Source organism: Gemmata sp. SH-PL17 (assembly GCF_001610855.1).
Classification (GTDB): Bacteria; Planctomycetota; Planctomycetia; order Gemmatales; family Gemmataceae; genus Gemmata; species Gemmata massiliana.
Genome location: NZ_CP011271.1, coordinates 2,380,747 through 2,406,794, shown reverse-complemented (window position 1 = coordinate 2,406,794; position 26,048 = coordinate 2,380,747). Strand labels below are relative to the sequence as shown.

Annotated in this window: 20 protein-coding genes; 9 read left to right on the top strand and 11 right to left on the bottom strand. The window is 65.4% G+C overall.

Features of this window, described 5'->3' with window-relative positions:
* Window positions 1-125: 125 nt before the first annotated feature.
* Genes VT84_RS10045 through VT84_RS10030 form a run of 4 tightly spaced genes read left to right on the top strand, consistent with a single transcriptional unit; the run spans window position 126 to window position 7,645 of the window.
* Complete coding sequence (locus tag VT84_RS10045) at window positions 126-1,493, top strand: DUF1501 domain-containing protein (protein ID WP_052559913.1); 1,368 nt, start codon at window positions 126-128, stop codon at window positions 1,491-1,493.
* Window positions 1,494-1,547: 54 nt separating this feature from the next.
* A complete protein-coding gene (locus VT84_RS10040; protein WP_082839433.1) occupies window positions 1,548-4,031 on the top strand; it encodes a DUF1549 and DUF1553 domain-containing protein in 2,484 nt (827 codons plus the stop codon).
* A gap of 45 nt (window positions 4,032-4,076) precedes the next feature.
* Window positions 4,077-4,490, top strand: a complete 414-nt coding sequence (locus VT84_RS10035) for a hypothetical protein (protein WP_082839432.1) — start codon at window positions 4,077-4,079, stop codon at window positions 4,488-4,490.
* A gap of 23 nt (window positions 4,491-4,513) precedes the next feature.
* The gene (locus VT84_RS10030) at window positions 4,514-7,645 is read left to right on the top strand and encodes a WD40 repeat domain-containing protein (protein WP_082839431.1); all 3,132 of its coding nucleotides are present in this window, start codon (window positions 4,514-4,516) and stop codon (window positions 7,643-7,645) included.
* Between the two features lie 10 nt (window positions 7,646-7,655).
* On the opposite strand, the gene VT84_RS10025 is transcribed toward VT84_RS10030, so the two are convergent.
* The 4 genes from VT84_RS10025 to VT84_RS10010 form a co-directional block, all read right to left on the bottom strand.
* Complete coding sequence (locus VT84_RS10025) at window positions 7,656-8,132, bottom strand: hypothetical protein (RefSeq protein ID WP_082839430.1); 477 nt, start codon at window positions 8,130-8,132, stop codon at window positions 7,656-7,658.
* 80 nt (window positions 8,133-8,212) lie between these two features.
* Window positions 8,213-8,890, bottom strand: coding sequence for an alpha/beta fold hydrolase (locus VT84_RS10020; protein WP_082839429.1), 678 nt, complete (start codon window positions 8,888-8,890; stop codon window positions 8,213-8,215).
* 26 nt (window positions 8,891-8,916) lie between these two features.
* The gene (locus VT84_RS10015) at window positions 8,917-9,471 is read right to left on the bottom strand and encodes a sugar O-acetyltransferase (protein WP_082839428.1); all 555 of its coding nucleotides are present in this window, start codon (window positions 9,469-9,471) and stop codon (window positions 8,917-8,919) included.
* The gene (locus tag VT84_RS10010) at window positions 9,455-10,075 is read right to left on the bottom strand and encodes a PHP-associated domain-containing protein (protein ID WP_082839427.1); all 621 of its coding nucleotides are present in this window, start codon (window positions 10,073-10,075) and stop codon (window positions 9,455-9,457) included. Before VT84_RS10010 ends, VT84_RS10015 begins: the two co-directional genes overlap by 17 nt.
* A gap of 62 nt (window positions 10,076-10,137) precedes the next feature.
* Between VT84_RS10010 and VT84_RS10005 the strand changes: the two genes are divergently transcribed.
* Complete coding sequence (locus VT84_RS10005; RefSeq protein WP_082839426.1) at window positions 10,138-11,436, top strand: glycerate kinase; 1,299 nt, start codon at window positions 10,138-10,140, stop codon at window positions 11,434-11,436.
* Window positions 11,437-11,779: 343 nt separating this feature from the next.
* Here VT84_RS10005 and VT84_RS10000 read toward each other — a convergent pair whose 3' ends face one another.
* Complete coding sequence (locus tag VT84_RS10000; RefSeq protein ID WP_157469382.1) at window positions 11,780-13,189, bottom strand: hypothetical protein; 1,410 nt, start codon at window positions 13,187-13,189, stop codon at window positions 11,780-11,782.
* 356 nt (window positions 13,190-13,545) lie between these two features.
* Here VT84_RS10000 and VT84_RS09995 point away from each other — a divergent pair, with 356 nt between their 5' ends.
* Both VT84_RS09995 and VT84_RS09990 read left to right on the top strand, forming a co-directional pair.
* On the top strand, window positions 13,546-15,399 hold the full coding sequence (locus tag VT84_RS09995) for a matrixin family metalloprotease (protein ID WP_162271652.1): 1,854 nt from the start codon (window positions 13,546-13,548) through the stop codon (window positions 15,397-15,399).
* Window positions 15,400-15,671: 272 nt separating this feature from the next.
* On the top strand, window positions 15,672-16,019 hold the full coding sequence (locus VT84_RS09990) for a hypothetical protein (RefSeq protein WP_052559924.1): 348 nt from the start codon (window positions 15,672-15,674) through the stop codon (window positions 16,017-16,019).
* A gap of 5 nt (window positions 16,020-16,024) precedes the next feature.
* On the opposite strand, the gene VT84_RS09985 is transcribed toward VT84_RS09990, so the two are convergent.
* From VT84_RS09985 to VT84_RS09970, 4 genes are read right to left on the bottom strand one after another with little or no spacing between them, the layout of a single operon-like run.
* Complete coding sequence (locus tag VT84_RS09985; RefSeq protein ID WP_082839423.1) at window positions 16,025-16,504, bottom strand: YpsA SLOG family protein; 480 nt, start codon at window positions 16,502-16,504, stop codon at window positions 16,025-16,027.
* A gap of 50 nt (window positions 16,505-16,554) precedes the next feature.
* A complete protein-coding gene (locus tag VT84_RS09980) occupies window positions 16,555-19,662 on the bottom strand; it encodes an ATP-binding protein (RefSeq protein ID WP_082839422.1) in 3,108 nt (1,035 codons plus the stop codon).
* Window positions 19,659-20,111, bottom strand: coding sequence for a carboxypeptidase-like regulatory domain-containing protein (locus VT84_RS09975; RefSeq protein WP_157469380.1), 453 nt, complete (start codon window positions 20,109-20,111; stop codon window positions 19,659-19,661). The genes VT84_RS09980 and VT84_RS09975 overlap by 4 nt, the downstream gene beginning before the upstream one ends.
* A 15-nt stretch (window positions 20,112-20,126) precedes the next feature.
* Entirely contained in the window at window positions 20,127-21,050 is a 924-nt protein-coding gene (locus VT84_RS09970) for a DUF1559 domain-containing protein (protein ID WP_162271651.1), read from the bottom strand.
* Between the two features lie 814 nt (window positions 21,051-21,864).
* Between VT84_RS09970 and VT84_RS09965 the strand changes: the two genes are divergently transcribed.
* Window positions 21,865-22,188 (top strand): hypothetical protein, encoded by a 324-nt coding sequence (locus tag VT84_RS09965; protein ID WP_052559928.1) that lies wholly within the window; start codon window positions 21,865-21,867, stop codon window positions 22,186-22,188.
* A 334-nt stretch (window positions 22,189-22,522) separates the two neighbouring features.
* Window positions 22,523-22,978 (top strand): cupin domain-containing protein, encoded by a 456-nt coding sequence (locus VT84_RS09960; protein WP_239465765.1) that lies wholly within the window; start codon window positions 22,523-22,525, stop codon window positions 22,976-22,978.
* A gap of 58 nt (window positions 22,979-23,036) precedes the next feature.
* Here VT84_RS09960 and VT84_RS09955 read toward each other — a convergent pair whose 3' ends face one another.
* The gene (locus VT84_RS09955) at window positions 23,037-25,517 is read right to left on the bottom strand and encodes a response regulator (protein ID WP_082839420.1); all 2,481 of its coding nucleotides are present in this window, start codon (window positions 25,515-25,517) and stop codon (window positions 23,037-23,039) included.
* Window positions 25,518-25,582: 65 nt separating this feature from the next.
* Window positions 25,583-26,047 carry a response regulator gene (locus tag VT84_RS09950; protein WP_052560126.1) on the bottom strand — a complete coding sequence of 155 codons (465 nt, stop codon included), beginning with the start codon at window positions 26,045-26,047 and terminating at the stop codon, window positions 25,583-25,585.
* Window position 26,048: the final 1 nt, after the last annotated feature.

Below are 26,048 nucleotides of genomic sequence, written 5' to 3'. Positions count from 1 at the left end.
ATACGGTTCACTACCCGGAAGAGATTGCGCAACCTCCCCTGTTTCTCATTGTTTGGGGCGCAAAACTCGGCTACTGTGGCGGATACGAACGCTTCGGCCCCTCCCACCGGAAGAGGTTCCCGCCAGTGATCCGGTTAGACGCTGACCGCCCCGCTACGTTCTGTGACGGCCTCTCGCGACGGGACTTTTTACACGCCGGCGCGATCGCCCCGCTCGGCCTGACGCTACCCGAACTGCAACGCGCGAAAGCCGCGAACGGCAAAGACGCCGACGTGAACTGCATCATGCTGTTCCTCGTCGGCGGGCCGAGCCAGCTCGATACGTGGGACATGAAGCCGAACGCGCCGGCGGAAGTGCGCGGACCGTTCAAGCCCGTTCAAACGAACGCAGTGGGGATGCAGATCAGCGAGATCTTCCCCAAAATGGCGAAGCACGCCGACAAGTTCTCCCTGATCCGGAGCGTGTACCACACGGCGACCGCGGTCCACGACACCGGTCACCAGATGATGCAAACGGGCCGGCTCTTTACGGGCGGCGTGGAGCACCCCCACATTGGTTGCGCGCTCGGGTATCTGAAGGGGGGCCGCGGAGAACTCCCCGCACACGTCTTGTTGCCCAAACCCATCGGGCGCACCGGCGGGAACTTGCCGCACGGTCACACGGCCGGTTACCTCGGTAAGCCCCACGATCCGTTCATCCTGAACGCGGACCCGAACGCGCCCGGGTTCAAGGTGCCGGACCTGCTCCCGCCCGAATACGTTTCTGCAATCCGGGCTGAGCGCCGGCAGAAGCTGCGGGACGCGGTCGACGGCGCAACAGAGGTGTTCGAGAAGAACGCCCAGTCCAAGCAACTCGACGACAACTTCAAGCTCGCGTACAAGCTGATGTCGAGCGAGAAGGCCCGCAACGCCTTCGCACTGGAGAAGGAACCCGAGAAGACAAAAGACCGCTACGGGCGCACGCGCTTCGGGCAGTCGTGTCTGATGGCCCGGAGGCTCATTGAAGCCGGGGTGCGGTTTGTCACGGTGAATATGTTCGAGACGGTGTTCGATGAAGTGACGTGGGACATCCACGGCTCGAAGCCGTTCACGGACATCGTGCAGATGTCGAAGGAGGTCGCCCCGAACTTCGACGCCGCGTACACGGCGCTACTCGAAGACCTGAGTGAGCGCGGACTCCTCTCGAACACGATGGTGGTGGCTCTGGGCGAGTTCGGGCGCACCCCGAAAGTGAATCCGGCCGGCGGGCGTGACCACCACCCGGGCGCGTGGTCGATCGTCATCGGCGGCGGGCCGCTGAAGGGCGGCGTGGTGGTCGGTGAGACGGACGAACTCGGTTACGCCCCGAAGTCGCGCCCGGTCACCCCGGGCGAGGTCGCGGCGACGCTCTACAAGGGATTGGGACTCGATCCGCACAAGGAACTCCCCGGCCCGCAGAACCGGCCGATGCCGATGGTCGACTACGGCCTGAAGCCGATCAACGAGCTGTTCTGAGGGGGCGTGTGACCCGCACCCCCTGAATTCACCGACCACGACGAGACTTCCGATATGCGGTTCCTCCTCCCCGCTCTTGCCTCTCTGCTGTGCCTTTCGCCGGTTGCTTCGGCGGCGGACTTGCGCGTGTTCCCGTCCGAGGTCGTGCTCGGTGGGCCGAACCGGACGCAGCAACTGTTCGTCATCGAAGAAGAGGGCGCGCGGGCCGTGCGCGATGTGACCGCGCTGGTCCGATACGCTTCGACTCAGGCCCCGATCGGCTCCGCCGTTAAAGTGGACGCGAAGGGGCTCGTGACTGCCGTGAGTGGCGGCGAATCCGTCGTCACGATCAACTACGGCGACAAGCGGGTCAACGTGACTTGCAAAGTAGGCGCTGACGCTCCCAGCACGCCGAACTTCCGCAATCACATTATTCCGATACTCACGCGGACCGGGTGCAACGCGGGCGCCTGCCACGGTGCGCTCGCGGGCAAGGGCGGGATGAAACTGTCGCTCCGCGGGTACGACCCGGAAACCGACTGGTTCGTGCTCACGCGGCAAGCACTCGCCCGGCGCGTCGACCTCACCAAACCAGCCGACAGCCTGTTGCTGAAGAAGGCTGTGCGCGGGGTGCCCCACAGCGGGGGCGAGCGTTTCACGGAAGAGTCAGTTCACTACAAGACGCTACTCGCGTGGCTCCAGGCCGGTGCGCCCGGTCCCAAACCCACCGATGCGGAACTCGAGCGCCTCGAAGTGTTCCCGCCCGCGATTCTCGTGAAGCCCGGTGGTCCCAAGATCAACTTCCAGGTTCGGGTGCGGGCGATCTACTCCGACGGCGCCAGCGAGGACGTAACCAATCTGGCGCGGTTCGGATCGAGCGAAGAACTCGTGGCCCGCGTTGCGGAAGACGGACTCGTCACGCCGGTGGGGAACGGTGAAGCGGCGATCACGGTCGGGTTCGGTACGAAGGTCGCCACGCTCACGATTACCGCGCCGTACCCCAACGAACTCAAGCCCGGTGCGCCCGCAAAGCAGAACAACTTCGTTGACGAGCACGTGAATCAGAAGTTGCAGCTTTTGCGCCTCCCGGCATCGGAACCGTGTACCGACGCGGAGTTCATCCGTCGCGTGTACCTCGATTCGTGTGGCATCCTGCCCACGGCCGACGAGGTCGCGGCGTTCCTGAAGGACACGGACGCGAAGAAGCGCGCGAAGCTCATCGACAAACTGCTCGACCACCCCGCGTTCGTCGATTACTGGTCGCACAAGTGGTCCGACCTCTTGCTCGTTTCGACCCGCAAACTCCCACAACCCGCGATGTGGGCCTTCTACCGATCGGTGCGGCAGAGTGTCGCGGACAACAAGCCGTGGGACAAGTTCGCACGCGACGTTCTCACGGCCAGCGGGAGTTCGCTCACCAACGGCGGTGGGAACTATTTCGTGCTGCACAAGGACGTGAGCGCGCTGGCCGAATCGACCTCGATCACGTTCCTCGGTACGTCCATCGGCTGCGCGAAGTGCCACAACCACCCGCTGGAGAAATGGACCCAGGACCAGTATTGGGCCTTCGCGAACCTGTTCGCGCGCGTGGGGCTGAAGAACGGCGATCGCGGGGGCGAGGTGCTCGTGCAGAGCCAGGCCGAGGGCGACGCGCTGCACCTTCGCAAGGGTGTCGCGATGTCCCCCACGCCCCTTGATGGCAAGCCGCTCCCCGCGGATTCGCCCATCGACCGTCGAACGTACTTCACCGACTGGCTCACGGCGCCGACCAACCCGTATTTCGCGAAGTCGCTCGTGAACCGCGTCTGGAAGAACTACATGGGGCGCGGGCTGGTGGAGGCCGAAGACGACCTGCGAGAAACGAACCCGCCGAGTAACGCGGCGCTGTTCACCGCGCTCGCGGACGACTTCGTGAAGAACAAGTACGACGTCAAACACCTCATGCGCACGATCCTGAACTCGGCCGCGTACCAGCGCTCGTCAAAGCCGCTGAAGGAGAACGCCGCAGACGACCGCTTTTACTCGCGCTACCTGGTACGGCGGCTGCCGGGCGAGGTAATCCTCGATGCGTACTCCGACCTCACCGGAGTGGCGACGCCGTTCGACAAGATCACGTCGGCCGCGGGCGACGCGACTTCGCCCATCGGTTCGTACCCGCGCGGCACGCGCGCGGTGCAGGTGCCGGACTCACTCGCCACGTCGCAGTTCCTCGACGCCTTCGGGCGCGCGGAGCGCGTCCAGACCTGTGCGTGCGAGCGCACCTCCGACGCCAGTGTTACGCAGGCGCTTCACCTGAATAACGGTTACACCCTCAACGACAAACTGCGCGACCCGAATTCCGTCGTCGCCAAGTGGATCGCGGAGAAGCTAAAAGACGAGGAAATTGTGGACCGCGTGTTCCTGGCCGGGTTGAGCCGGAAGCCGACCGAGGCCGAACAGAAGAAGTTTTTGGACATTCTCGCGGACGGATCGAAGGACGGGGCACAATCTCGTCGCGAGACGATCGAAGACTTTGTATGGGCGGTCCTGACGGGCCGCGAGTTCCTGTTCAACCATTGAGCCGCCGACCGGTTGCGCCGGTCGCGAAAGCTACGGTGACGCCCGATGGACCCGCTTAACCCGAACGCGACGCCCGAAAATACACCCCCGGTTGTACCGGGCACACTGCCGCTCCAACCGAGGCCGTGGGACAAACCGCAACCCCAGCCCAACCCGCCGGCGGCCAGTGGAAACAGCGCCTTTGTTGATGGCGTGGCTGTGACCGGTGATATCGCGAGTACGGGTGCCAACCTTGTCGGTTTTGCGGCCGAAGTGACGAGCGGCGCGATCGACCTCGCGGGCAGTGCGGCGGGAGCCGTCGGTGAGGTTGCGGGGGCGGCGCTCGAAGGCGCGGGCGAAGTGGCTGGAGCCGCCCTCGAAGGCGCCGGCGGGTGCGCGGACGGTTGCGCCGGGTGCTCGCTCGCGATACTGTTCTTGTTATTTGCCACGGCCGGCACCGCGATGGCCCTGTTCCACTGATTCACTCCTCGGACAGACCTCTCATGGCTCGACTGCTTTCGCTAGTGCTCCTCCTCTCCCCCGCGATTGCGACGGCCGCACCGCCCGTCACCGCGGTCGCGTACTCCCCGAAAGGGGAATTCGTCGCGTTCGGAACGCCCGGCGAAGTGCGCGTGTTCAACGTGCTCGGAACGCCGATCGGTACACCCGTCACCGTTACCGGGCGCGTAACGGCCCTCACGTTCCACCCGCAGGGGCACTGGCTCGCGATCGCGCACGGGGACGCCGGCAAAAACGGCGTCGTGTCTCTTCAGCCAGTAGGAGAATCGGGCGCAAAGAGGCAGATCGCGATCAACGCGCACCGCGACGCGATTTACACGATGGCGTTCTCGCCCGATGGGAAGCAACTCGCGACCGCGGGGTACGATCGCGTCGTCCACATCTGGGACGTGGACGACACGGAAGCCAAACCCGCTCCGCGCCTCACTCTGAAAGACCACAGCGACGCGGTGTACGGCGTGGCGTTCCACCCGGACGGGAAATTGCTCGCGTCGGTGAGTGCGGACCGCGCCGTGAAAGTGTGGGAGGTCGCGACCGGCAAGCGGCTGTACACACTCGGCGACGCGACCGACTGGCTGTACACGGTCGCCTGGAGCCCGGACAAGAAGCACCTCGCCGCGGCCGGCGTCGATAAGAGCGTTCGGGTGTGGGCCGTCGATGCCGATGGAGCAAAGCTGGTTCACGCGGCGTTCGCGCACGAGAGCGCGGTGTGGCGGATCGCGTATTCGGGCGACGGCTCGCGGCTCTACTCCGTTGGCGAAGACAAAGTCATTAAAGCCTGGAACACGGCGAAGCTGACAGAAGCGAAAGTCTTCGATGCTCAGCCCGATACGGTTCTGGATCTCGCACTGCGCCCGGACGGGAAGCAACTCGCGCTCGCTCGCTTCGATGGTGCGGGGGCATTACTCAATGTGGCGAACGGCAAGCCTATGGCTCAACTGCTCCCCGCAGTACCTACCAAACCGGTGCCGCCCAAAGTAGCACGAGTCGCACCCTCTGGCGGTGTGCGCGGGGCAACCACGCGCGTAACGATTAGCGGGACCGGGCTGGATTGGGTGAAGGCTGTCACTTCCACCACGCCCGAAATCACTGCGAAAATCGACCCGGCCAAGCGCAGCGCGACCGCGCTCGAGGTGGACGTCACGATCGGCGCCGCGGTCCGCATTGGGGCCGCACAGTTCACGCTCGACGGCGACGGAGGGAAGTCCGCGCCGGTCGCGTTCGCGGTCGATTATTTCACCGCGGCCGTCGAAACCGGCATCACGGATTCCGCGCGCAACGCGATGGCCGTGAAACAAAACACGACCGTCGCGGGTGTCGTGGACCGCGAAGGAGACATGGACTATTACCGCTTCACGGCAGCGGTCGGCGATCAGATCGGCGTGCAAGTGCTCGCGCCCGAACTCGGCTCGAAACTCAACCCGGTTATCGTGCTCACCGACGAAGCCGGGGCCGTTCTCGCGGAGGGCACCGCGGCCCTCGGGTTCGTTGCACACAACGCGGGTACTTACGCGATCGGCGTCCGCGACCGTGATTTCCGCGGTGGCGGCGATTTCACTTACCGGCTCCACATCGGCTCGATCCCGGTCGTGACGGGCGTGTTCCCGCTCGCCGCACCGCGCGGGCGCACGACGAGCGTTCACGTTTCCGGTGTGAACCTCGGTGAGCCGAGCGGCGTGACGACGAAGGTTACTGTCCCAGCCGAGGCGATCCCCGGTGCGAAAGTCCCGGTACCGCTTTCGGGCGCCGCGATGCAAGCCGTGGGTAAAGCCGAAGTGACTGTGGCCGAGTTCCCGGCGGTGGTTCTCAATCCGACCGCTGGGGCCGACATTCGCGTGCCCGGTTCGGCCGACGGTATCCTCACGAAGCCGAACGAGGCCCAGACCACGCGGTTTGAAGCACGAAAGGGCGAGCGACTCGTCGTGGAAGTGCTGGCGCGGCGCGCGGGTTCGCCCGTCGACCCGGTAATCGAGATTTTGGACGCGGCCGGCAAACCAGTTCCGCTCGGGGTGCTGCGTGCGACCGCGAAAACGAGCGTCACGTTCCGCGATCACGACTCGTCGAGCACCGGCATCCGGCTCGACGCCTGGAACGAACTCGCGATCGACGATTACCTCTACGTGAACGGTGAGGTGATGCGCATTCTCGCGCTCCCGAAGGGACCGGACGACGATTGCCAGTTCTACCAGACCGGCGGCCAGCGGGTCGCGTTCCACGGCACCACGCCGACGCACCACAGCCTCGGCTTGCCCATGTACAAGGTCGAACTGCACCTGCCCGGTAAAACGTTCCCACCGAACGGCCTCCCGCTGTTCCCGCTCGCGTACCGCAACGACGACGGCGGGGCGGGGTACGGCAAGGACAGCCGATTATTCTTCGACGTGCCCGCGGACGGCAGCTACCAGGTTCGCGTAACGGACGCACGCGGATCGGCGGGGCCGAACCACGCTTACCGCGTCACCGTGCGTCACCCCAAGCCCGATTTCGCCGTGAGTTTCAACCCGACCGCGCCGAGCGTGTGGAAGGGCGGTGCGATCCCGGTCAACGTGAGCGTTACGCGGTTCGACGGCTTCGATGGCCCCGTGCAGGTCAAACTCGCCGGGATTCCCGGCGGAATGTGGGCGCCGGAAACGTTCGTCGAAGGCGGGTTCAACTCGACGACGTTCGCCCTTTACGCGAACGCAGACGCCACCATTCCCGCGGACGCCAAACTCAAACTGATCGCGCGTGCGACGATCGGCGGGAAAGAGGTGACACGCGAGGTCGCGGGCGGGTTGCCGAAGGTCGCGGCCGTGGGGGACATCGTGACGACCGTGCGCGAACAGACGATCGCGATCCAGCCCGGTAAGGAGACGCGATTCACGGTGGACATCGCGCGCCAGGGGAAGTTCGCCGGCCGCGTGCCGATTGACGTGCAGGGGCTGCCGCACGGCGTCCGCGTGCTGAATATCGGGCTGAACGGCATCCTCATCACCGAGCGCGACACGAGCCGCGAAGTGGTGCTCTACGCGGAACCGTGGGTGAAGCCGATGGAGCACCCCATTGTGGTGCTCGCCCGCCGCGAGGGAACGGGGGCCGAACACGCCGCGAAATCACTGCTGCTGAAGGTGAAGTGACCGGCGCTATTCAGGGCGAATGCGGTGATTCGATTCGAGTCCAAGTCACGAAGGGGGAGACGAGTGCCGGCCCTTCCAGCCGGAACTGATCCGGTCCGTCCCAGGTCATAGTGTACTCCAAAACGCGGGCCTTTTTGCGGGTGAAGAACCGGCGCAGCGAGGGGTCGGTGTCCGCGGGAGTTGCGTGGATCTCGTGGAACCGGTCGCCCGCGACGCGCCAGCGGCCGAACGGATGATCGGACAGAACGGCCCCGGTCTCGCGGTTCCGGACGCGCATGTGCATCGTTCCGTCGGCGTGCAGGCCCATCTCAACGACTATTTCAGGCGGTGTGACTTCCGACTGAATGTGCCACGTGCCCACGAATCGCGTGTCGACGGTCGATTGCCCGAACCACCACCAGCCACCCGCGACGACCGCAATCAGGTACACGATTAGCCCGAGCACCATCCACGAGCGCCGCGAAACCGCTTTGAGTAACTTGAGCATTCTGCGCCCACCAAACGTGATTCGGATGCGGACAGAGGAGAGACGTCGAGCGGTTCGCGGGCTTCCACGGTAATGTCGCGTCAGTTCTCGATGGGACGTGCCGACCGACTCGGCGCCACCTGCCGAACCACTTCGGATAAGAACTCGTTAACGGTCGCGGCGCTGAACAGCGTCAGTGCGTGCCCGCCGGTCGGGACGATGACATCGGGCCGCGTGAGCGCGACCGGTAACGTTTGGTCGTTGGCGCCGTGAATCTGGAACACGCGGACCCGTCGGACTGCGGGCCGGGCGCGCCAGTGCGTCACCGCACACATCGCCCACCGGACGAACGCGGCTTCGGGTTGCGACAGTCGGCGCAAGCGCCGGATCGTGCCACCAGACAAAAACCGGCGCCCCCATCGAGCGACCAAACCGGCGAGCGTCCCGAGCCGGTCCGGACCGAGGAGCATGACCGGCCACAGGAGGCGCCATCGGAGCGGGAGTTCGATCGGGGACCGGACGCTCCCGATTAAGACGCACTCGCGGGCGCGGAGGTGGACCGCCATTTCCAGCGCGACGATGCCGCCAAACGACGCCCCACCGATGAGGCACGGGCAGTCGGGTTCAATCAACCGGGCCATTCGCGCTGCGTAATTGCGAAGCGATTCGCCGGGCAGTGGTTCGATCCACCGCAGCACGCGCAAATCAGGGAAGTGAGCCAACTGAGGGCCGAATAGTCGTTCGTCGGCGGCCATGCCCGAGAGCAGTACGATGGCCACGCGAGCTGTTTCGGATGCTTCCTGGCTCACGAGACTTCCCGCACCACGCGGCACGGGTTCCCGACCGCGATCACCCCCGCGGGGATGTGGCCCGTCACCACGCTGCCGGCCCCGATAACCGTGCGATCACCAATGGTCGCGCCCGGGCAGATGATCGCCCCGCCACCGATCCACACGTCTGAACCGATCGTCACCGGCTTCCCGAATTCGCGGGTCTTCCGCAGTTCCGCATCGAGCGGGTGCGTGGCGGCGTAGATTTGGACCGCGGGGCCGATCAGCGTGCGTGCGCCGATGCGGATCTCGCACACATCTAAGAGCACGCAGTTGAAGTTGAAATAGACCTTCTCGCCGAGGTGGATGTTGCCGCCGTAATCGCAGTAGAACGGCGGTTGGAGCCAGACCGTGTCGCCGCCCGAACCGAGCAACTCGCGCAGCACGCGCCGGCGCACGGACTCGTCCGCTTCGCGCGTCGCGTTCAGGTCCGCGATCAGGTCGCGGGCACGAATACGGAGGCGTGCGAGTTCCGCGTCGAGCGGGTCGTACAGTTCGCCCGCGAGCATTTTCTCACGTTCGGTGCGCATCGTTCACCTTTGCGGTGCCCTTTTTTCCCCGGATTGCTGCGACGAGATCGGCGTTCGTGTGGATGTCCGCGTCGAAGTCCGTGCAGCAGCAGCCAACGGTGTACGGCTGGTGCGAATCACTGTTCCCCAACTGGGCGAAGTGAGGGTACTTCTCCAGCAGTACCGCCGCTCGCGCGCGCAGGTCCGGGTCCATGTTGTTCGACATCACCTCGATACCATCGAGTTCCGGTTTTTGCTCCGCAAGGATCTTCTCGAACGGCTGGCCCCACCGGTTCGGGTGTGCGGCCACGCACGCCCCGCCCTGGCGGTGAACTTCCCGGCACAGTTCCGGCCACGCGATCCCCTTCGGCACCGCGGACGTGTTGGTGAGGCCGTAGCACAGCATGTCGCCGCCGCGCCCAGTCACTTCGAGTCCGGCGAGGATGACCAGTTGCGGCGCGAACGCGCGAAGTTCTTCTAATTCCTCCTCGGGCCACTGGAAGTCGTGTTCGGTGATGACGATCCCGTCCAGCCCGGCCTTGATCGCGGCACTCACGAGTTCAAAAGGGTCACTATCGGCGTCGGGCGAGTGACGCGCGGTGTGCATGTGCAGGTCGAACTTCATCGCGGTTCCTTTCCGGTGTTGCCCCTATTGTAGCAGCACGAGTTCACGTCAGGAGCGAAGCCATGTCACGCGAACACGCGCTCGCGATTTGGAACGCGGCGGTCGATGTTGTGCGCCCCGCCCCCCTCGTTCGCGCGGCGCTGGAGGCGGAGCGCGCGATTTACACGGCCCCGCGCGTTCTGGTGGTCGGGGCGGGGAAGGCCGGTCCCGGGATGGCGCTGGGGTTGGAAGAGGCACTCGCGGACCGGCTAGACCGCGTGGAAGGGTTGCTCAACGTTCCCGCTGGCATGACTGCCCCATTGAAACGCATCCGGCTGCACGCCGCACGGCCGCAGGGCGTGAACGAACCGACCGCCGAGGGTGTCGCGGGCGCGGAGGAGATGTTGCGGCTCCTCCGGAGTGCGGGGCCGGACGACGTTGCGGTGTGTCTGATCTCCGGCGGCGGGTCCGCGCTCCTTCCCGCACCCGTCGAGGGCGTGTCACTCGCGGACAAGCTCGCGGTCACGAAGTTGCTGCACCGGTGCGGGGCCACGATCGATGAAATGAACTGCGTGCGCAAACACCTTTCGCGCGTGAAGGGCGGGCGGCTCGCGGAGGCGTTTCGCGGGAAGCGGCTCGTGTCGCTCATCGTTTCGGACGTGGTGGGCGACCCGCTCGATGTGATCGCGTCCGGGCCGACCGCGCCCGACCCGACCACGTTCGCGGACGCACTCCAGGTGCTGCGGAAGTATGAACTGAGCCGCTCCGCTCCTTCTGCGGTGGTACGGTACCTCGAAGCGGGGAGTACGGGAGGGCATCCCGAAACGCTCAAAACAATTCCCGAGAGCGTGGAGAACCGCGTGATCGGTAGCAACCGTGTCGCCCTTGATGCGGCGAAACGGAAGGCGGAAGAGTTGGGCTACCGCGTGCTCGATCTCGGTTCGTTCGTCGAGGGCGAAACGCGACACGTAGCAACCGCTGTGGCCGGTGTCGTGCGCAGCATCAAACGCGACGGAGCGCCGCTAAACGCGCCTGCGTGTGTGCTGCTCGGAGGGGAAACGACGGTGACGCTCGGCGCGAACGCGGGGAAAGGTGGGCGCAACCTCGAATTCGTGGCAGCGGTCGTGGCGAAACTCGGAGCCGAATTGGAAGGCGTAACCGCGCTGAGTGGCGGGACCGACGGCGAGGATGGTCCCACCGACGCGGCCGGTGCGGTCGCAGATTCGGCCACCCTCGCCGCACTCGCTGAACAAAAAATCACAGCGGACGATTTTGTCCAGCGACACGATGCGTATCATTTGTTCGACCGCGTAGGCGGCCTGATCCGCAGCGGGCTGACGGGAACGAACGTGATGGATGTGCGCGTAATTTTGGTGCAATGAAGTGTGAAGATTTTGCTCGGTGCAGCACGGGTGCTTGTAATTCCTACAGCCTGAAATGCAGCGTTTTCCCGTTTTTTACCTATTGACCTCGCGCGCGATCGGAGCAGGTGACGCTGTACGGGCACGCGGATTGCATTTTTGTGATTGGCACGAGGCGTGCTCTAACTTCTTTCGTTCTCAACCGGCACCGCCGAAGAGATGAAACGGGGCTGGAACTGAAGAGGCAGGTGGACCGCGGCCGGAACCGCGTTCCCCAATAACTTCCGGTCGGTCGTGAGCCATACGAGGAGGTTGCGGAAGATCCGCTCCACTCGTGAAGCTCGTGACCGACCGGTTGCTTTTTTCACTTCACCAGTGCGTCCACAAACAGTTCACCGATGGCTTTCTCGATCTTCACGGACGCATCGACTTCGAGGAAACTCGACCGGGCGCGCCAGGTTTCGTAACCACCGAGCGCATGATGGGCGGGTGTGGGCAAGTAGCCGAAGTAACCGTTTGCGAGCGACACAACGCACGTCGTTTTGAACACACTTCTACTTCTCTTCTTGATCGCCAAGCCGACCTCGGTGAACACTTCGCACGGGATCGCGACGATCGCGGAGTTGCCGATCACCGTAACTTGGAGCGGAACCTTGAACGTGTCGGGGTACCGCGCCATCTGCACCGTCTCGTTGGCGTAGGTTTCCTCCGCGGTTCTCAACTCGCGCCCCTTGGCTTTGTCCAGAATCGCCACTGCGCGTTTCACCTCGTCGGGTGTCGGCTTGCGGACCCCGAGTTCGATTTCCTTCGTAACGGTTCGCAGGTGGGGGCGGGTGTACTCGGCTTTGTCTAGCGCCTTAACCGCGGCGGTCGCAACGGCGTCCGCAACGACACGTGACTGCTCGCCGGGTTGCACCTTGGGCGCGGCCTCGCGGAAGTTGATGTTGTTCACGTCGCCGCTGGTGCCGTTCGAGAGCACCCCGACGAAGCCCTTGCCGGCTTTGAGCTTTTGCCCGACGAGGTCCGCGAACACGCCGAAGTAGTCCGCGGAGAGCGCCGGCATGTCGCCGACGTAGTGCAGCGAGTAGTTCGCGAACAGCGCGAGGGGTTTGTCGTCGGCGGTCCGCAGCGACATGACCGTGACGCGCGGGTCGGTCGGCCCCGCGGGTTCGAGGAGGTCCATACTCGCACGCGGCGGGTTCATCTTCACTCGATCGGTTTCGCCGCCGAACGGGTCGAGGTTCTTCACGCCCGGTTTCATCTTCCACCGGCGGTTGAACACCTGATTCGGCTCCTCGCCCACGCCCCACGCCACCTTCGCCGGTACGCGGCTCTTGTGCGCGTGCGCGATGCCCGCGGCAATTTGCTGCGCGAGGAACTTCGAGTAGTTCCGCTCGGCCTCGCTGCCGAACACGCTCGCGACGGTCGGCGCGGTGTGCGTATGAGTGGCCGAGACGAGCATGTTGGTCGCGGGGATGCCGGTCTTCTTCTCCGCGAGCTGCTTTGCCTCGTCGATGAGTTCGCGCGGGATCACGCAACTGTCCACGACCACGATAGCGAACTTCGTGGTGCCGTCGTCGAGCACGATGCAGCGCGCGTGGAGCGGGTCGTGAGCGGCGCTCGCTTTTCGATCACTGAACCCGCCGTTCACGGACACCGGGAACTTCTGCGGCGTGACGTCCATTGCGTAAGCGCCGGCGCGGAACTCCGGCGGAGCGGCCGTTGCGAGAGACGGCGCCAGGAGCGCGAGAAATAGAGCAGCGGTTCGGGGCATGTGGAACCTCAAAGCGGTGGGGCACGAGACAAAGGCGGGAGTTTGGTGGCGGGATTTCGTGGCGGATGTTCTTTGTGATGTTGGAGGTCGAAGAACGGCTGGTGTTGATCGATCGCGAGTATTGGCGTGCTTGGTTTGCGGTGCAGTCGTAGCCATTTACGCAGTGATTACCCGATCCGCACTTGTGGCGGGTTGCGAAAATCGGATCGGGCCGAAAATCTGAACATACGGCTGTCAATTATCCGGACACTCGTGTGCTGTAAAAACCGTCACTTCCTTGCAATGCCGACAAGTGACACTAACGTTTTATGCCGGATAATCCTTACCTCCTCGCCCCATCAGAGGAGCCCGAGTTAATGCCCGCCCCTTTTCTGCGAGTGGAACTACTCGAACCGCGCGACGTTCCCGCCAGGTTCGGCTCCCCGTGGCCGGACGGCGAGCGCATCACGCTTAGTTTTGCCCCCGATGGCACACACATCGGTTCCGAGGCGTCGGACCTGCTTGCACAACTCGGCCCGGACGCGCGAATCGCGGTTCTGCGTGCGTTCCAGACATGGGCGACTTACGCGGATGTGAACATCGGACTCGTGTCCGATTCGGGCGCGGCCTTGGGTACCGGCGGTGCGGTGCAGGGTGATCCGCGGTTCGGTGACATCCGCGTGGGCGGGCGGGCACTTCCCACAGACGTACTGGCAATCACGGCCCCGTACAATCTGTACGACAATTACTCCGGCGATCTCGTGGTGAATACGGCCGTACCGTTCGGCCCCGGTGGATACGATCTTTACACGGCGATGCTTCAGGAGGCCGGCCACGCGCTCGGGATCGGCAACAGCCCCGATCCGGCGTCGGTGATGTACGAGTTCTACAGCGGCGCGCGGACGGGACTCTCGGCGGGAGACATCGCAGCGATTCAGGCACTCTACGGCGCGCGCCAGCCCGACCGGTACGAAGGGGCCGAGGGGAACAGCACGCTCGCCACCGCGACCCGCAACTCGGACGTCACCGCGGACATTACCGCGACCGGTGACGTCGACACCTACAAGTTTACCGTTGGGTTGCTCACACAGAGCGTGACGGTGAATCTCCGCGCCGCGGGGCTGAGTCTGCTCACCGCGCGGGTCGAGGTGCTCGACGGGACGGGGCGCGTGCTGGCGACGCGAACTGTCACCGATCCAACGGCCAATGACATCACGATGTCGCTGGGCGGTCTGCGCGCGGGCTCAACGTACTACGTCCGCGTGTCGAGCGCGCCGGGCAGTGCATTCGGAGCTGGGGCTTACACACTCCAAATCCGGCAGTCGTCGCTACTCACGCAAGTCACGGATGTAGTGGGGAGCCTGCTCGAAGAAACCGGGCTGAACGACACACTGATTACCGCGACGGGGCTATTGAGTAAGACGCTCGCACCGGGACCGCAAACCGAATACGGCACGCGGGCCTCGTTCGGTGCGCCCAGCGACGTGGATTACTACCGACTCACGGTTCCCGGTTCGGCATCGGACGGGTCCGTGAGTCTGTTGATTACGGTTTGGGGCGCGGACGGGCGGGCGCTGAACCCGTGGATCGAGGTGCGCGACGCGACGGGGCGCACGTTCACGGCTGAAGTCGTTGCCGCCAACGGGAACACGACGACGGTGCAAGTGACCGGGCTGAAGGCCGGGATGACGTACTTCGTGAAGACGTCCTCCGACAGCGGAGCGGCGGGCGACTACACCTTTGCGGCCGATGTTCGGACCGATGCGGTCTCTGTTCCGGAACTGGCGACCGGCACGGTGGGCGCAACGTCCTCGGCAACCACCGAATTCACCCTGGACCAAACGGGCCAGGTCCATCTCGTGCTCAGCGCGACCGGCGCACGCGGCACGGCGGAAGCTGTCATCACGAACGAGGCCGGTGAAGTGGTCGGGTGGTTTAGCGCCGCGGCCGGGCGCGGGCGCTCGCTGGACGTGTACCTCGCCGCGGGTAAGTACACGGTCACCATGCGCTCGGTGAGCGGCGACGACTTGGGCTTCCAACTGAGCCTCGCCATTGTGACCGACCCAGTGGGCGCGCAGCCCGAAGACCCGACCGGGACTCCCGCTCCTACAACGCCCCGAACCCGCCCCCGAGCGAGCCGCCACCTCCCACGGACCCGATTCCGCCGAGTGAGCCGCCACCACCCCCTCCGCCACCCGATCCGGACCCGCCGGCGCAGTGGTGACGGGTGAGCCGGGACGGACCGGTACAGGTGTCGGAATTGTGTGTAGCACAAAGCCGCATCTGACCGGATCGGAGTCCGAGAGCCGTATAAACCTGAACTCCGATGTCACTGAGCGGCACACTCGGAGCAGAATGTCTGGGCGCTTGAGATGCAGAAGGACACGCGCGCTCGGGGCTGTGTTACAAAACGCGAGAAACAGGCAGAGACGTCTGTACCACAGCACCATAGAGACATAGACAAGAACGTTGTCACACGAGTACCCGAGGAGCGGCCGAAGAAATGCAGATCGCGCTCGGTAAAGCGAGTGGGGCCGCGCTCCTACGGGTCGGCCGCGAACTCGTTCGGTGCACGCCCGACAACCTCGCGGAAATTCACTGCGACGTGTATCTGGAACAGGCCGAGTCCGGGCTGGGCGTGACGTGTCACATCACTTGCCCCCAATGCCCGCAGGCCAGTGTACTTCGTCCGCGGGAGTTACTCCGCCGGGCCGTACTCGATCTGGTGAGTACGTTCGAGCACAACGGAACGCGAATCACCGGACTGCGCCTCATCAGTCTCGTCGGGACCGACAAGAAGATCACTACGTCCGTCGCTCCGCTCGAACCATCGGGCGCGAGTGCCGCGTGACAGAGTCAGTCTGCGTCGCGAAGGAGTTGAAAGACTTCGGCCAAAAATGTGATCGCGAATGCTTCAATTCCCGGCGACGTGCGGGCCGAGTTGCCGGCCACGTTTAGCACGCGGGCGCCCGTCTGAATGAGCCAATCGACTACATCTGTCGGAGCCGGTGAATCGCCCGGAGTGACCTCGAAATGCGGGCGCCCGTAGCGCTCGCACAACTCCAGCGTGAGGCGCTCGCCCGGTGAGTCCCAGTCGGTCGCGAACCGGAGCGTGGCGTCCGAGTCTCTCACATTGAGTGCGGTGCGCGGCGGGTACCGGTCGCTCGTGTGCTCGCGGATGCCGTAGAGTTCAGCGAATTCGGGCCGCGCGCCGTCCAGCGCGCGGAACCCCTTCGGCATCCACCCGCCGGTCGCGATCCCGGCGGCCCGGGCCGCGATCAGACCCGCCCGGTCCGCGCCGGTCTGCCCGCCGGAAATTACGCGCTCCAGTTTCATGGCCCCTCCGTGGTCGCCCCGAACCATCTTATCGGCGGCACGCGGGGCCGTCAGGCGACCGCGACCGCGGGCGGGGTACACACCTGAACCGGGGGCACCTCGTGACGCAGCCCGCTGCGCCACGGGAACGCATCCTCCACGGCCAGGATCAGCTCGTTCGGGCGGTACGGCTTCTTCACGAACCCGACCATGTGTTCCTTTTCCAGATCGGAGAGCTGCTCGGCCGCGTACCCGCTGGCGAAGATTACTTTCACGCGCGGGTTCAGGTCGAGGAGTTGGCGGAACGCCTCGCGCCCGGACAGTACGGGCATGGTCAGGTCGAGGAGCACGAGGTCGATACGGTCCTTCTCCCGCGCGTACAACTCGACCGCTTCCTTCCCGTCGGACGCCTGGAGCACGCAGTACCCCCGGCCCTGGAGGGTCATTACGGCCAGTTTGCGGATGAGTTCCTCGTCGTCCACGACGAGCACCGTCTCCTTGCCGATCCGGGTCGAAGGGGGGAGCGATTCGGGGGCCGCGACGACCTTCGCCTCCTCGCTCCGGGGCAGGTAGATGTCGAACCGCGTGCCCGCGCCCACCTCGGAGTAGCAATCGATCCAGCCCTTGTGCTGGCGCACGATCGCGAACACCATCGCGAGCCCCAACCCGGTCCCCTTGCCCACGTCTTTGGTGGTGAAGAACGGCTCGTAGATCCGGGCCTTCACCTCCGGCGACATCCCGGCGCCGGTGTCCGCCACGCGCAGGCGCACGAAGTCCCCGCGCTTCGCGGGCGGGCCGTCGGTGACCGCAACGCACCCGGTTTCGATGGTAATCTGCCCGGTCCCGCCGATCGCGTCGCGGGCGTTGATGCACAGGTTCATCAGCACCTGGTTGAGTTGCGTCGGGTCCGCGTGCACCGCCCACAACTCATCGCCCAGGTGCGTCTCGATCCGGGTGAGGGGATCGATGGTGCGCTGGAGCAGACCGACGACTTCGGTCACGATCCCGTTGAGATTAGTGGGGCGCCAGTCCAGTTGGTGCCGGCGCGAGAACCCGAGGAGCCGCTGGGTCAGCGCCGCGGCACGGACCGCGGCGCTCTGGGCGGACGAAACCAGCGCGTGGTCCGGGTGCCCCGGTGCGAGGGACGGGAGCATCATCTCCAGGTTGCCGAGGATGACCGTGAGCAGGTTGTTGAAGTCGTGCGCGATTCCCCCGGCCAACTGGCCGATCGCGTCCATCTTGCTCGCCTGGTGGACGTGGGCCTCGAGCCGGCGCTGCTCGGTCACGTCCCAGCAGATGCCGAGCACGCCGGTGGTGCGCCCGGTCGCGTCGCGCACCGGGGTGAGTACGCGCCGCACGCAGGTCCGGCGCTCGCCCGCGAGCGCCTCGGTCTCGCTCTCCACGCTCCGGCCCTCGGTGAGCACGGTCCGCACCTCTTCGGCGTGGGCGTGGGCGCGCGCCGCATCGTAGAGATCGGTTTCGGTGGACCCGATGATTTCGCCCTCCGCGCGCCCGGCGCTCTTGCAGAACTGGGCGTTGGCCGCGACGAACCGGTGCTCGCGGTCCTGGAGGAAGATCCCCTGGCCCAAGTTCTCGATCAGAGTTCGGTACTTCTCCTCGCTCTGGCGCATCGCGCGCTCGGCGAGTTTGCGCTCGCGCACCTCGTTTTCCAGCGCGAACGTGCGGCGCCGGGCCGTTTGCGCGAGGTGCGCGGCCAGTGCCAGCAGCGCGGTCGTGAGGAGCCCGACCAGGAGCGCCAGTCGCGGCAGCGCCAGGTTCTCCCGGGCGAGCGCGTCCGGGGTGGGCCACACCGTGAGGCGCCACTCGTGCCCGCGGAAGTTGATCGGCAGGCTCTGGCTCCACCGCCCCCCGGCCCCGGGTTGGGCCGCGTACCGGGTGAACACCTCCTCTTCGCCCTCGGAAAGGGTAACTCCGTACCCGGCCGAAGCATTGGCGTTGAGGACATTCGCGTAGAACTGTTGCACGGAGATCACACTCACCATCCCGCCGCCCGCGGTCTTGGGCCGGCCCGGGGCGAACAGGAGCATCACGCGCTGCCCGCGCCAGTAGGAGCGCGGGGGGCGGACCATCGCGGCCTGTCCGGACGCCGCAGCGCGGATCAGTGCTTCGCCCCCGCCCAGGCCCTCGAACGTGTCCGGGTGCCGCGCCCCCGATTCGATCCAGACGACCCGGTTTTGGTCGTCCACGCGCGCGACCCCGATGCACCCGGGCACCTGGCCCAGGTAGTTGCCCGCGTCCAACTTCATCGGCGGCGGCACGTCCGCGCCCGCGCGCGCCTCGGGCCAGCGCTCGGCCAACTCGACGAGCAGGTTCATTTCCGTCGGGACGCGCTCGAGTACCAGGCGCTGGATGTGCGCGGCCTCGAACTGAACCTGGCGTTGCACGCGCTCTTCTTGCTCCGCCTGGAGCACCAGCCACAGCGCGACGGTGAGAACGGCCCCGGCCCCCCCGAACCCGAGCGGGACGATGTGCCCGAGCACGGCCGGTGGCGCGCCCCGGCGGAAGCCGGACGCGAGCAGCGCCAGCCCGCCGGTACAAACCCCGGTGATCCCCAGGAGCGACGGCCCGGACGGGATGAACACCAGCCCGCTCGCGCGGATCGTGGCCAGGGCGCCCAGTGCCCCGAGTATCAGGGCCGCACCGATCAGCGTGCCCCCGAGGGCCTGGAGCACCCGGTGCCCGCGTACCGCGGCGAGGGCGATCGCGAGTGCGGCGCCGCAGAACTCGACCCCGGTGGTCCAGGCGGACCCGCCCGGGCCGGCCGGGGTCGCGTACCGCGACGGGGTGAACAGCCAGTCGTCGATGCGGAACCCCGCCCCCGGGACGGACGCGAGGAAGATGAGCGCCCCGACCGGGAGCAGCCCGGCCGCGCACCCGCGGGCCGAGCGCACGCGCCCCCGGACCAGGGCCAGGTACCCGCCCCCCCACAGGAGGAACCCGAACGCCCCGTTGTAATGGAGCGGGGGCCGGGTCGGTTCGATCTGGAGGTAGTCCTGCTCCCCGCACGCCCAGGCGAACAGCCCCAGGGCGCCGAGCGCGCACAGGAACCAGCCGCTGGTGGTGAGGGCGTACCGCCAGGCGCGCGACTCGGAGGGATCGCCCCCTCCGGTGTCGGCGCCCGACGCGGTCGCGTCGGGGGTCGCGCGTTCACGAATCATGGTTTCAAGTCGATGTCGTAGGTCACTTGGTCACGGTCCACGCTCACACTCAGCCCGGACTCTTCGGGCTGCGCGTACCGTAGCGGTAACTGGGTTCGGGGGCCGTCGGTGCGGTCCGGTGCCGGCGGGGTCGGACCGCCGACCGAGGGCGGGAGTTGCTGCTTCATGCGGAACCCTTCGGGCACCCGCGCGTGCGACTGGACGGTGACGGTGGCGGGGCCGATCCCGGACGGCACGTTCGGGATCGAGTACCGCCCGTCGGGGCCGATCAGCCCGCGGACGATCTGCTTGTCGCTGCAGTAGAAGACCACGGACCCGCCGGTGACAGGGTTACCCTTGTAGGTCACCTGCCCGGTAACGGTCGCGGTCTTGGACCCGCACCCGGCCGCCAGCAGGCACCCGAGTGCGAGTGCGCCCAGCGGGGCGCGCAATGAACGGCGTGGGCGCACGGTCGGTGCTCCGGGTTAGTACGATTCGGGGGCGATGACCTCGCCGCCCGCCGGGGTACACAGGTACCACCAGGTGTAAGGGGTGATGTTGGACGAAAGGAACCGGACGCTCCCGTCGGCGAACGCGGTCTGGATCCCGCCCGGGTGCGGGGACGAGGCCATCGTCGGGTCGCACGCGCCGTTGTACGGCTGCGGTTGGACGATGAACTTGGACGCGGGACCGTAGCTGTACCCGTTCCACGAGATCGTGAAGCCCGGGTGGTACGGCTGCAGCCCCGAGCCGGTGAAGTAATAGGCCCACATGTTCCCCCCGGCCGGGTAGCTCCCGTTGAAGCACTGGGCGTACTTTTCCGTGAACAGGATCGTGTTCGAGGCCCCGTCCGGGAACGTTGCCAGGAGCAGCGCCTTGTTGTCCGGGGCGCTGATCCGGCCCTCGGGGTTGACCCGCGCCACCACCTGCACGTTCACCGCGTAGCTCGCGACCCCCCAAGTGTTTCCGGCCAGGTCGCTGGCGTGCGCGTCCGCGGGGGCGCTCGGGTCCGACGGGCACAGGTACGTCTTGACCGGTTGCGAATAGACCTCGTTGTTGGCCGCGAAGTAGCAATCGAACGCGAAGGATCGCTTGTACAGTGCCTCTTCTTCGATGAACGGGAGCAGGTGGAAGTGGTACGTACCGTAGTTGTTGTTTACAGGCCAGTATCCTAGCCCCGGCGGCAGCGACCGGTGCGTGTCGTGTGCCATCTGGGAACCGATCCCGATCTGTTTCAGGTGGTTCCCGCACTTGATCCGCGCGGCGGCGGCCCGGACCTTCTGGACCGCGGGGAGGAGCAGCCCGATGAGGACCGCGATGATCGCAATAACGACCAGTAATTCGATCAGCGTGAAGCCCCCGCGCGCATTAGAGCGGGGAGCGGGCCGGGAGCGAAATGTGCGGGACACGATCAAGGCTCCGAAGTTGGGCGCGACCCGGTGCCGGTGTGGTGGGCGTGTTCGGCTCTGAAATCCGACGGGCTGGCGAACGAACGCAACAATCGTCAGCGCGGAGAGCGGGCGACGTCCCCCCTAATGGTGGTTCGTAGAATGTCCGGCGGCATACGGGAGACTCGTGCGAACTCTAGATCGCAATGCGTGCGTTCACAAGGCGCCCGCACCGTACTTTCCCGGTATTCTTTCGATCTCCCATAAAAAATATTCCCGGATCTTATGAGGGTGCGATTGTTTGGTAGTTGCCGGGCGGCGCCTCTCGCCTGTTTCGTAACTTTCCCGCCCCAGCAGAACGTGTCCGTTCTTCGTGCGACCAAGAGCCGAAGATCGGACAAGGTTCCGAAAGACGCGGGTGATTGCATCGCTTTCGTCCTGAAGACGGATTTGGTGTCTACTCGGCTCCGGGTGGGATTGAGTTTGGTGGTGTGGTCAGGAACGCCTATTCGGTACCCAGTGCGCATCGATTCGACGTGAACGTGTGTGCCACAAAGTCAAGTTGCGGAGCGCGAAACTGGTGCGCGACGGGGCCGGGCCGATCCGCGTAACTGCTCGTCAAACTGCAGGCGGCTGGTGCGATCCGGGCCAAACACGGACGCGGAAAACGCGGCCCAAACAGGCGAAAGGCGATGAGAAACTTATGAATTGCGGGGCCGCTGCTTGCGGTTCGGTGTTTGGATACTTACGATTGCCCCGGAAGGGTAAAGCTCAATCGTTGCCGTATCCCGGCGACTCGCGCCGGACCGGTCCCACCCCCCCTCGGAGTTCTTGCATGCGTAAGATGCTGATGGCTCTGGTCGCCCTGTTCGCGATGGCCGGCCTCGTGGTCGCGGTCGAAGTCACCGTCGTGAAGTTCGATAAAGACAAGAAGGAGATCACCGTCAAGGAAGGGGACAAGGAGAAGACCTACAAGATCTCCGACAAGGCCAAGTTCAGCGTGACCGACAAGGACGGCAACTCGAAGGAAGTCAAGTACGAAGACTTCGAGAAGCGCGCCTCCGGCAAGGGCGGCAAGAACGGCATTAAGCTCGACATCAAGACCGAAAAGGAAGAACTGACCGAAGCGACCTGGAAGGGCCGCGCTCCCAAGAACTAACTCTGACTTCATGATTACGCGAGGCCCGGCCACTTGGCCGGGCCTCGTGCTTTTGGTATTCCGCATCTCTTATCACACGGCGCCCGATTTGCTTTGATCCTCCCACGCCGGACACGGACGAGAGAGCAGACGCGACGGATAAACGCAGAACACGCGGATCAAGACAGAAGACGAGATCGCCACAAAACGACACAAGCCCCGCGCACGGCGGCGCGGGGGGACTCACTTAATCACTCTTCAACCCGGTGCCGATCCCTGCTCGGTACTACCGAAATGGATCGTTGCCCGCGCTCCGACACGGTATGATGACGCGGCCCATCTCCGGAGGCCGCCGATGACATTCGCGATGCTCACCGCACTTGTTCTCGTGTGCGCTCCGCCCCACGCGGACAAAAACCACGAGATCGTGACCCCCGACGACACCAAGTGGGTGGACGGACCGCCGTCGTTACCCAAAGGTGCGAAGATGGTGCTTTTGGACGGTGACCCGACCAAAGACGGCCCGTTTGTTATGCGCGTGAAGATGCCCGACGGGTTCAAGATCATGCCGCACACGCACCCGAAGGACGAGCGCGTGACCGTCATCGCCGGCACGCTCTACATCGGAACGGGTGCGAAATTCGATGAGAAAGCGGCCAAGGTCATGCCCACGGGTTCTTACGGGCGCATGGGTGCGGGCATGAAGCACTTCGGGTACGTGAAGGGTGAAACGATCCTCCAGGTTCACGGACAGGGGCCGTGGACGATCGATTACCTCGACCCCGCCGACGATCCTCGGAAAAAGAAGTGACCCCAGACGTGTGACGCGGGACTGAATGGCAGTGACTTCGGCCCCGCACGCGCTCCGCTCAAGAATTGTGTGACGAGGCCATGCGCGTGTTCTCCCCGAGCACGCGCTCCAGATCCGCAAGAAGCACCGGCTTGACCAGGTGCCCGTCGCAGCCCGCGGCGGTGGTCCGTTCCCGGTCGGAATCCTGCCCCCAACCGGTCAGTGCGACGATCGTGGTCGCGGTGGCCCACGAGCGCTCCCGGATGCGGGCGGTCGCGTCGAGCCCGTTGAGTCGGGGCATACCCACATCCATCAGAATCAAATCGGGGCGGACGCGCTCGGCCACTTCTACGGCTTCGACCCCATCGTGCCCGACGTGGACCTCGTTACCGAGCAGTTCGAGGAGCTGAGCGAGCGATTCGGCCGCGTCGTGGTTGTCGTCCACCACGAGCACCCGGCGCCTCGTTCCGTTGGCGGTTGTGGGGGGCGAAACTGGTAATTCGTCCTCGCGCTCGTTCGCCTTGTTCGCCACCGGTAACCGAACGGTAAAGGTGCTACCGGTTCCGGGGCCGTCGCTTTGTGCTTCCACCGTTCCACCGTGCATTTCGACCAGTCCCTTCACGAGCGCGAGGCCGATCCCCAGTCCGCCCGTCACGCGCTCCACGACCCGATCGGCCTGCGAGAACATATCGAAGATGCGCGGTAGGTAGTCGGCCGGGATGCCCAGCCCCGAGTCGCGCACTGTGACGACCAGTGACCCGGACCGCAGGTCCGCGTCGAGGGCAATGTGCCCGCCCTGAGGCGTGTACTTCGCGCTGTTGGTCAGCAGGTTGGAGAACACTTGTGCCAGCCGTGTGAGGTCGGCGTCGAGGACAATCGGTTCCGAGGGGAGAGTAAGCGTGAGCGTGTGCTCGGCCGCGTCGATGAGCGGGCGCGCGGTTTCGACGGCGCTGTCCACGACTTCGGCCAGTGTGACCGGTGCGCGTTGCAGGTTGAGCTTGTTCTGGCTGATGCGCGAGATGTCGAGCAGGTCATCAATCAGCCGAACCGTGTGCGCGAGCTGGCGCTCCATCATCTCCCGCGCGCGGGTTGCGGGTTCCCCGCGCCCCTCGGTGATTTTGAGCACCTGGAGGCCGTTCCGGAGCGGCGCGAGGGGGTTCCGGAGTTCGTGCGCGAGGAGCGCCAGGAACTCGTCCTTTCTGCGGTCCTGTTCCTTCAGCCGTTCGGCCCGGTCGCGGGCCTCGGCTGCCAGGCGCTGGTGCTCCTTCGCCATCGCCACGTAGTGACAGATGGTGCGGAGCACTTCCATGTCCTCGTCACTGAACTGGTCGCGGGTGTTCGTGGCGAACGACAGCGTGCCGAGAAACCGGTCGCCCGCCAGGAGCGGGTTGCACGCATACGCGCGGACCCCGTACCCGCGCACCAGTTGAACCTTGGGGTCGGCCGAGGACTGTACCGCGTTCGCGACCACCGGCTTTCGGGTCAGGGCAACGGTACCGCACACGGCTCGGCCGAAATCGAGCCGGCGGATCAATTCGACCTCGGCCGCCGGTACCCCGGTACACGAGACGAGAACTAGGGCCGAGCCGTCTTCGTTCGGTTCGTAGTTGAAGTAATGCGACAACCCCAACCCGTCGGAGACGCGGGCGAACAGGGCGCGCATCATTTGCTCGGGATCGCCGTTGGCGGCGAGCAGCGACTCGGCGGCGTCCGCGAGGAGCGTGAGGCGCTCGTTTTGTCGGTGCAGGTTCTCTTGACCGGCCCGGAGCTGCTCCTCCATTTCCTTGCGATCGTGAATATCGACATTGATCCCGATCATCCGCGCGGGGGAGCCGTCGGGCGCGTAGAAGAACTTCGCCTTCCCCGCCAGCCACCGCAACCGCCCGTCCGGGAACACGACCCGGAACTCGTACCCGATGTCTTCCGCGCGCTCGGTCAGGTGCTGCCCAACGAGGGCGCGAACCCGGGCCGCGTCCTCGGGCACGACGCGCTTCTCCCAGGCCGCAAAGTTTCCCTCGAACGACCCGTGCGGGATGCCGTACAGGTTTTCCAACTCCGGGGACCAGACGACCCGGCCTTCGGGAATGAGCCAGTCGAACACACCCGAGCGCCCGGCGGTTTGGGCCAGGGCGAGGCGCTCGCTTGCCTCTCTCGCAGCGTGCTCTGCGGCGAGCCGGTCGGCTCGATCGCGTGCTTCTGTGACCGCACGTTCAATTGCGGGAACCAGCCGTTCGAGGCGGTGCTTGAGTATGTAGTCGGTGGCGCCGAGTTTCAGGGTCTCAACGGCGCGCTCCTCGCCGAGCGCCCCGGAAACGAAGATGAACGGCACGTTCGGTCGGTGCGCGCGCACCAGCTCAAGTGCTCCCAGACCGTCGATGTCCGGCAACTGGTAATCGGAGAGCACGACATCGAAGGGGTGATGCGCAGTGACGTGTTCCCGGAACTCGGACCGGTCGCGCGCGCGAATGAGTTCGCTCACGATGCCGGCCCGAATCAAGCGCTGGGCGATCAGCTCGGCATCGAGGTCGCTGTCTTCGAGGTGGAGGATCGAGACTCTCATAGACTCTCACAGCGTCCGTGCGCGAAGGACCGGGCGGGTTCGGGATTAACTCAGGCGTTTCGAGCTCACTCGCTCGGTGCCGGGCGCCCGGTTTTGAGGCTGCCCGGGGGCGGTTCGTTCAACACGGCCCAGAACACGCCGAGTTCCTCGATGGCGCTCATAAATTCTTTGAACGCGACCGGTTTCACCACGTAGGCGTTGACGCCGAGCTTGTAGCTCCGGAGCAGGTCTTGCTCCTCGCGCGAGGTCGTCAACATCACCACCGGGATGCCCTGCAAAGTGGGGTCTTTTTTCACCTCTTCGAGCACCTGGAGCCCGTCGATCTTCGGGAGCTTCAGGTCCAGTAAGACGACCGCGGGGTTCCCGCGCGGGCGGTTCGCGTAGGGTCCGCGCAGGAGGAGGTAATCGAGGCACTCCTCGCCGTCGCGCACCGAGATCACCTCGTTGGCCAGGTTGCTCCGCGCCAGCGCGAGGAGCGTCAGTTCGAGGTCTTTCGGGTTGTCCTCGACGAGCAGAATGGGCTTGAGCACG

Excerpts from the sequence above, each read along its gene's own strand:
- VT84_RS10040 (WP_082839433.1), top strand. The coding sequence starts at position 1,548 with ATGCGGTTCCTCCTCCCCGCTCTTGCCTCTCTGCTGTGCCTTTCGCCG.
- VT84_RS09990 (WP_052559924.1), top strand. The coding sequence starts at position 15,672 with ATGCAGATCGCGCTCGGTAAAGCGAGTGGGGCCGCGCTCCTACGGGTC.
- VT84_RS09985 (WP_082839423.1), bottom strand. The coding sequence starts at position 16,504 with ATGAAACTGGAGCGCGTAATTTCCGGCGGGCAGACCGGCGCGGACCGG.
- VT84_RS10035 (WP_082839432.1), top strand. The coding sequence starts at position 4,077 with ATGGACCCGCTTAACCCGAACGCGACGCCCGAAAATACACCCCCGGTT.
- VT84_RS09980 (WP_082839422.1), bottom strand. The coding sequence starts at position 19,662 with ATGATTCGTGAACGCGCGACCCCCGACGCGACCGCGTCGGGCGCCGAC.
- VT84_RS10030 (WP_082839431.1), top strand. The coding sequence starts at position 4,514 with ATGGCTCGACTGCTTTCGCTAGTGCTCCTCCTCTCCCCCGCGATTGCG.
- VT84_RS10005 (WP_082839426.1), top strand. The coding sequence starts at position 10,138 with ATGTCACGCGAACACGCGCTCGCGATTTGGAACGCGGCGGTCGATGTT.
- VT84_RS10010 (WP_082839427.1), bottom strand. The coding sequence starts at position 10,075 with ATGAAGTTCGACCTGCACATGCACACCGCGCGTCACTCGCCCGACGCC.
- VT84_RS09965 (WP_052559928.1), top strand. The coding sequence starts at position 21,865 with ATGCGTAAGATGCTGATGGCTCTGGTCGCCCTGTTCGCGATGGCCGGC.
- VT84_RS10025 (WP_082839430.1), bottom strand. The coding sequence starts at position 8,132 with ATGCTCAAGTTACTCAAAGCGGTTTCGCGGCGCTCGTGGATGGTGCTC.
- VT84_RS10015 (WP_082839428.1), bottom strand. The coding sequence starts at position 9,471 with ATGCGCACCGAACGTGAGAAAATGCTCGCGGGCGAACTGTACGACCCG.
- VT84_RS09955 (WP_082839420.1), bottom strand. The coding sequence starts at position 25,517 with ATGAGAGTCTCGATCCTCCACCTCGAAGACAGCGACCTCGATGCCGAG.
- VT84_RS10000 (WP_157469382.1), bottom strand. The coding sequence starts at position 13,189 with ATGCCCCGAACCGCTGCTCTATTTCTCGCGCTCCTGGCGCCGTCTCTC.
- VT84_RS09995 (WP_162271652.1), top strand. The coding sequence starts at position 13,546 with ATGCCCGCCCCTTTTCTGCGAGTGGAACTACTCGAACCGCGCGACGTT.
- VT84_RS09960 (WP_239465765.1), top strand. The coding sequence starts at position 22,523 with ATGACATTCGCGATGCTCACCGCACTTGTTCTCGTGTGCGCTCCGCCC.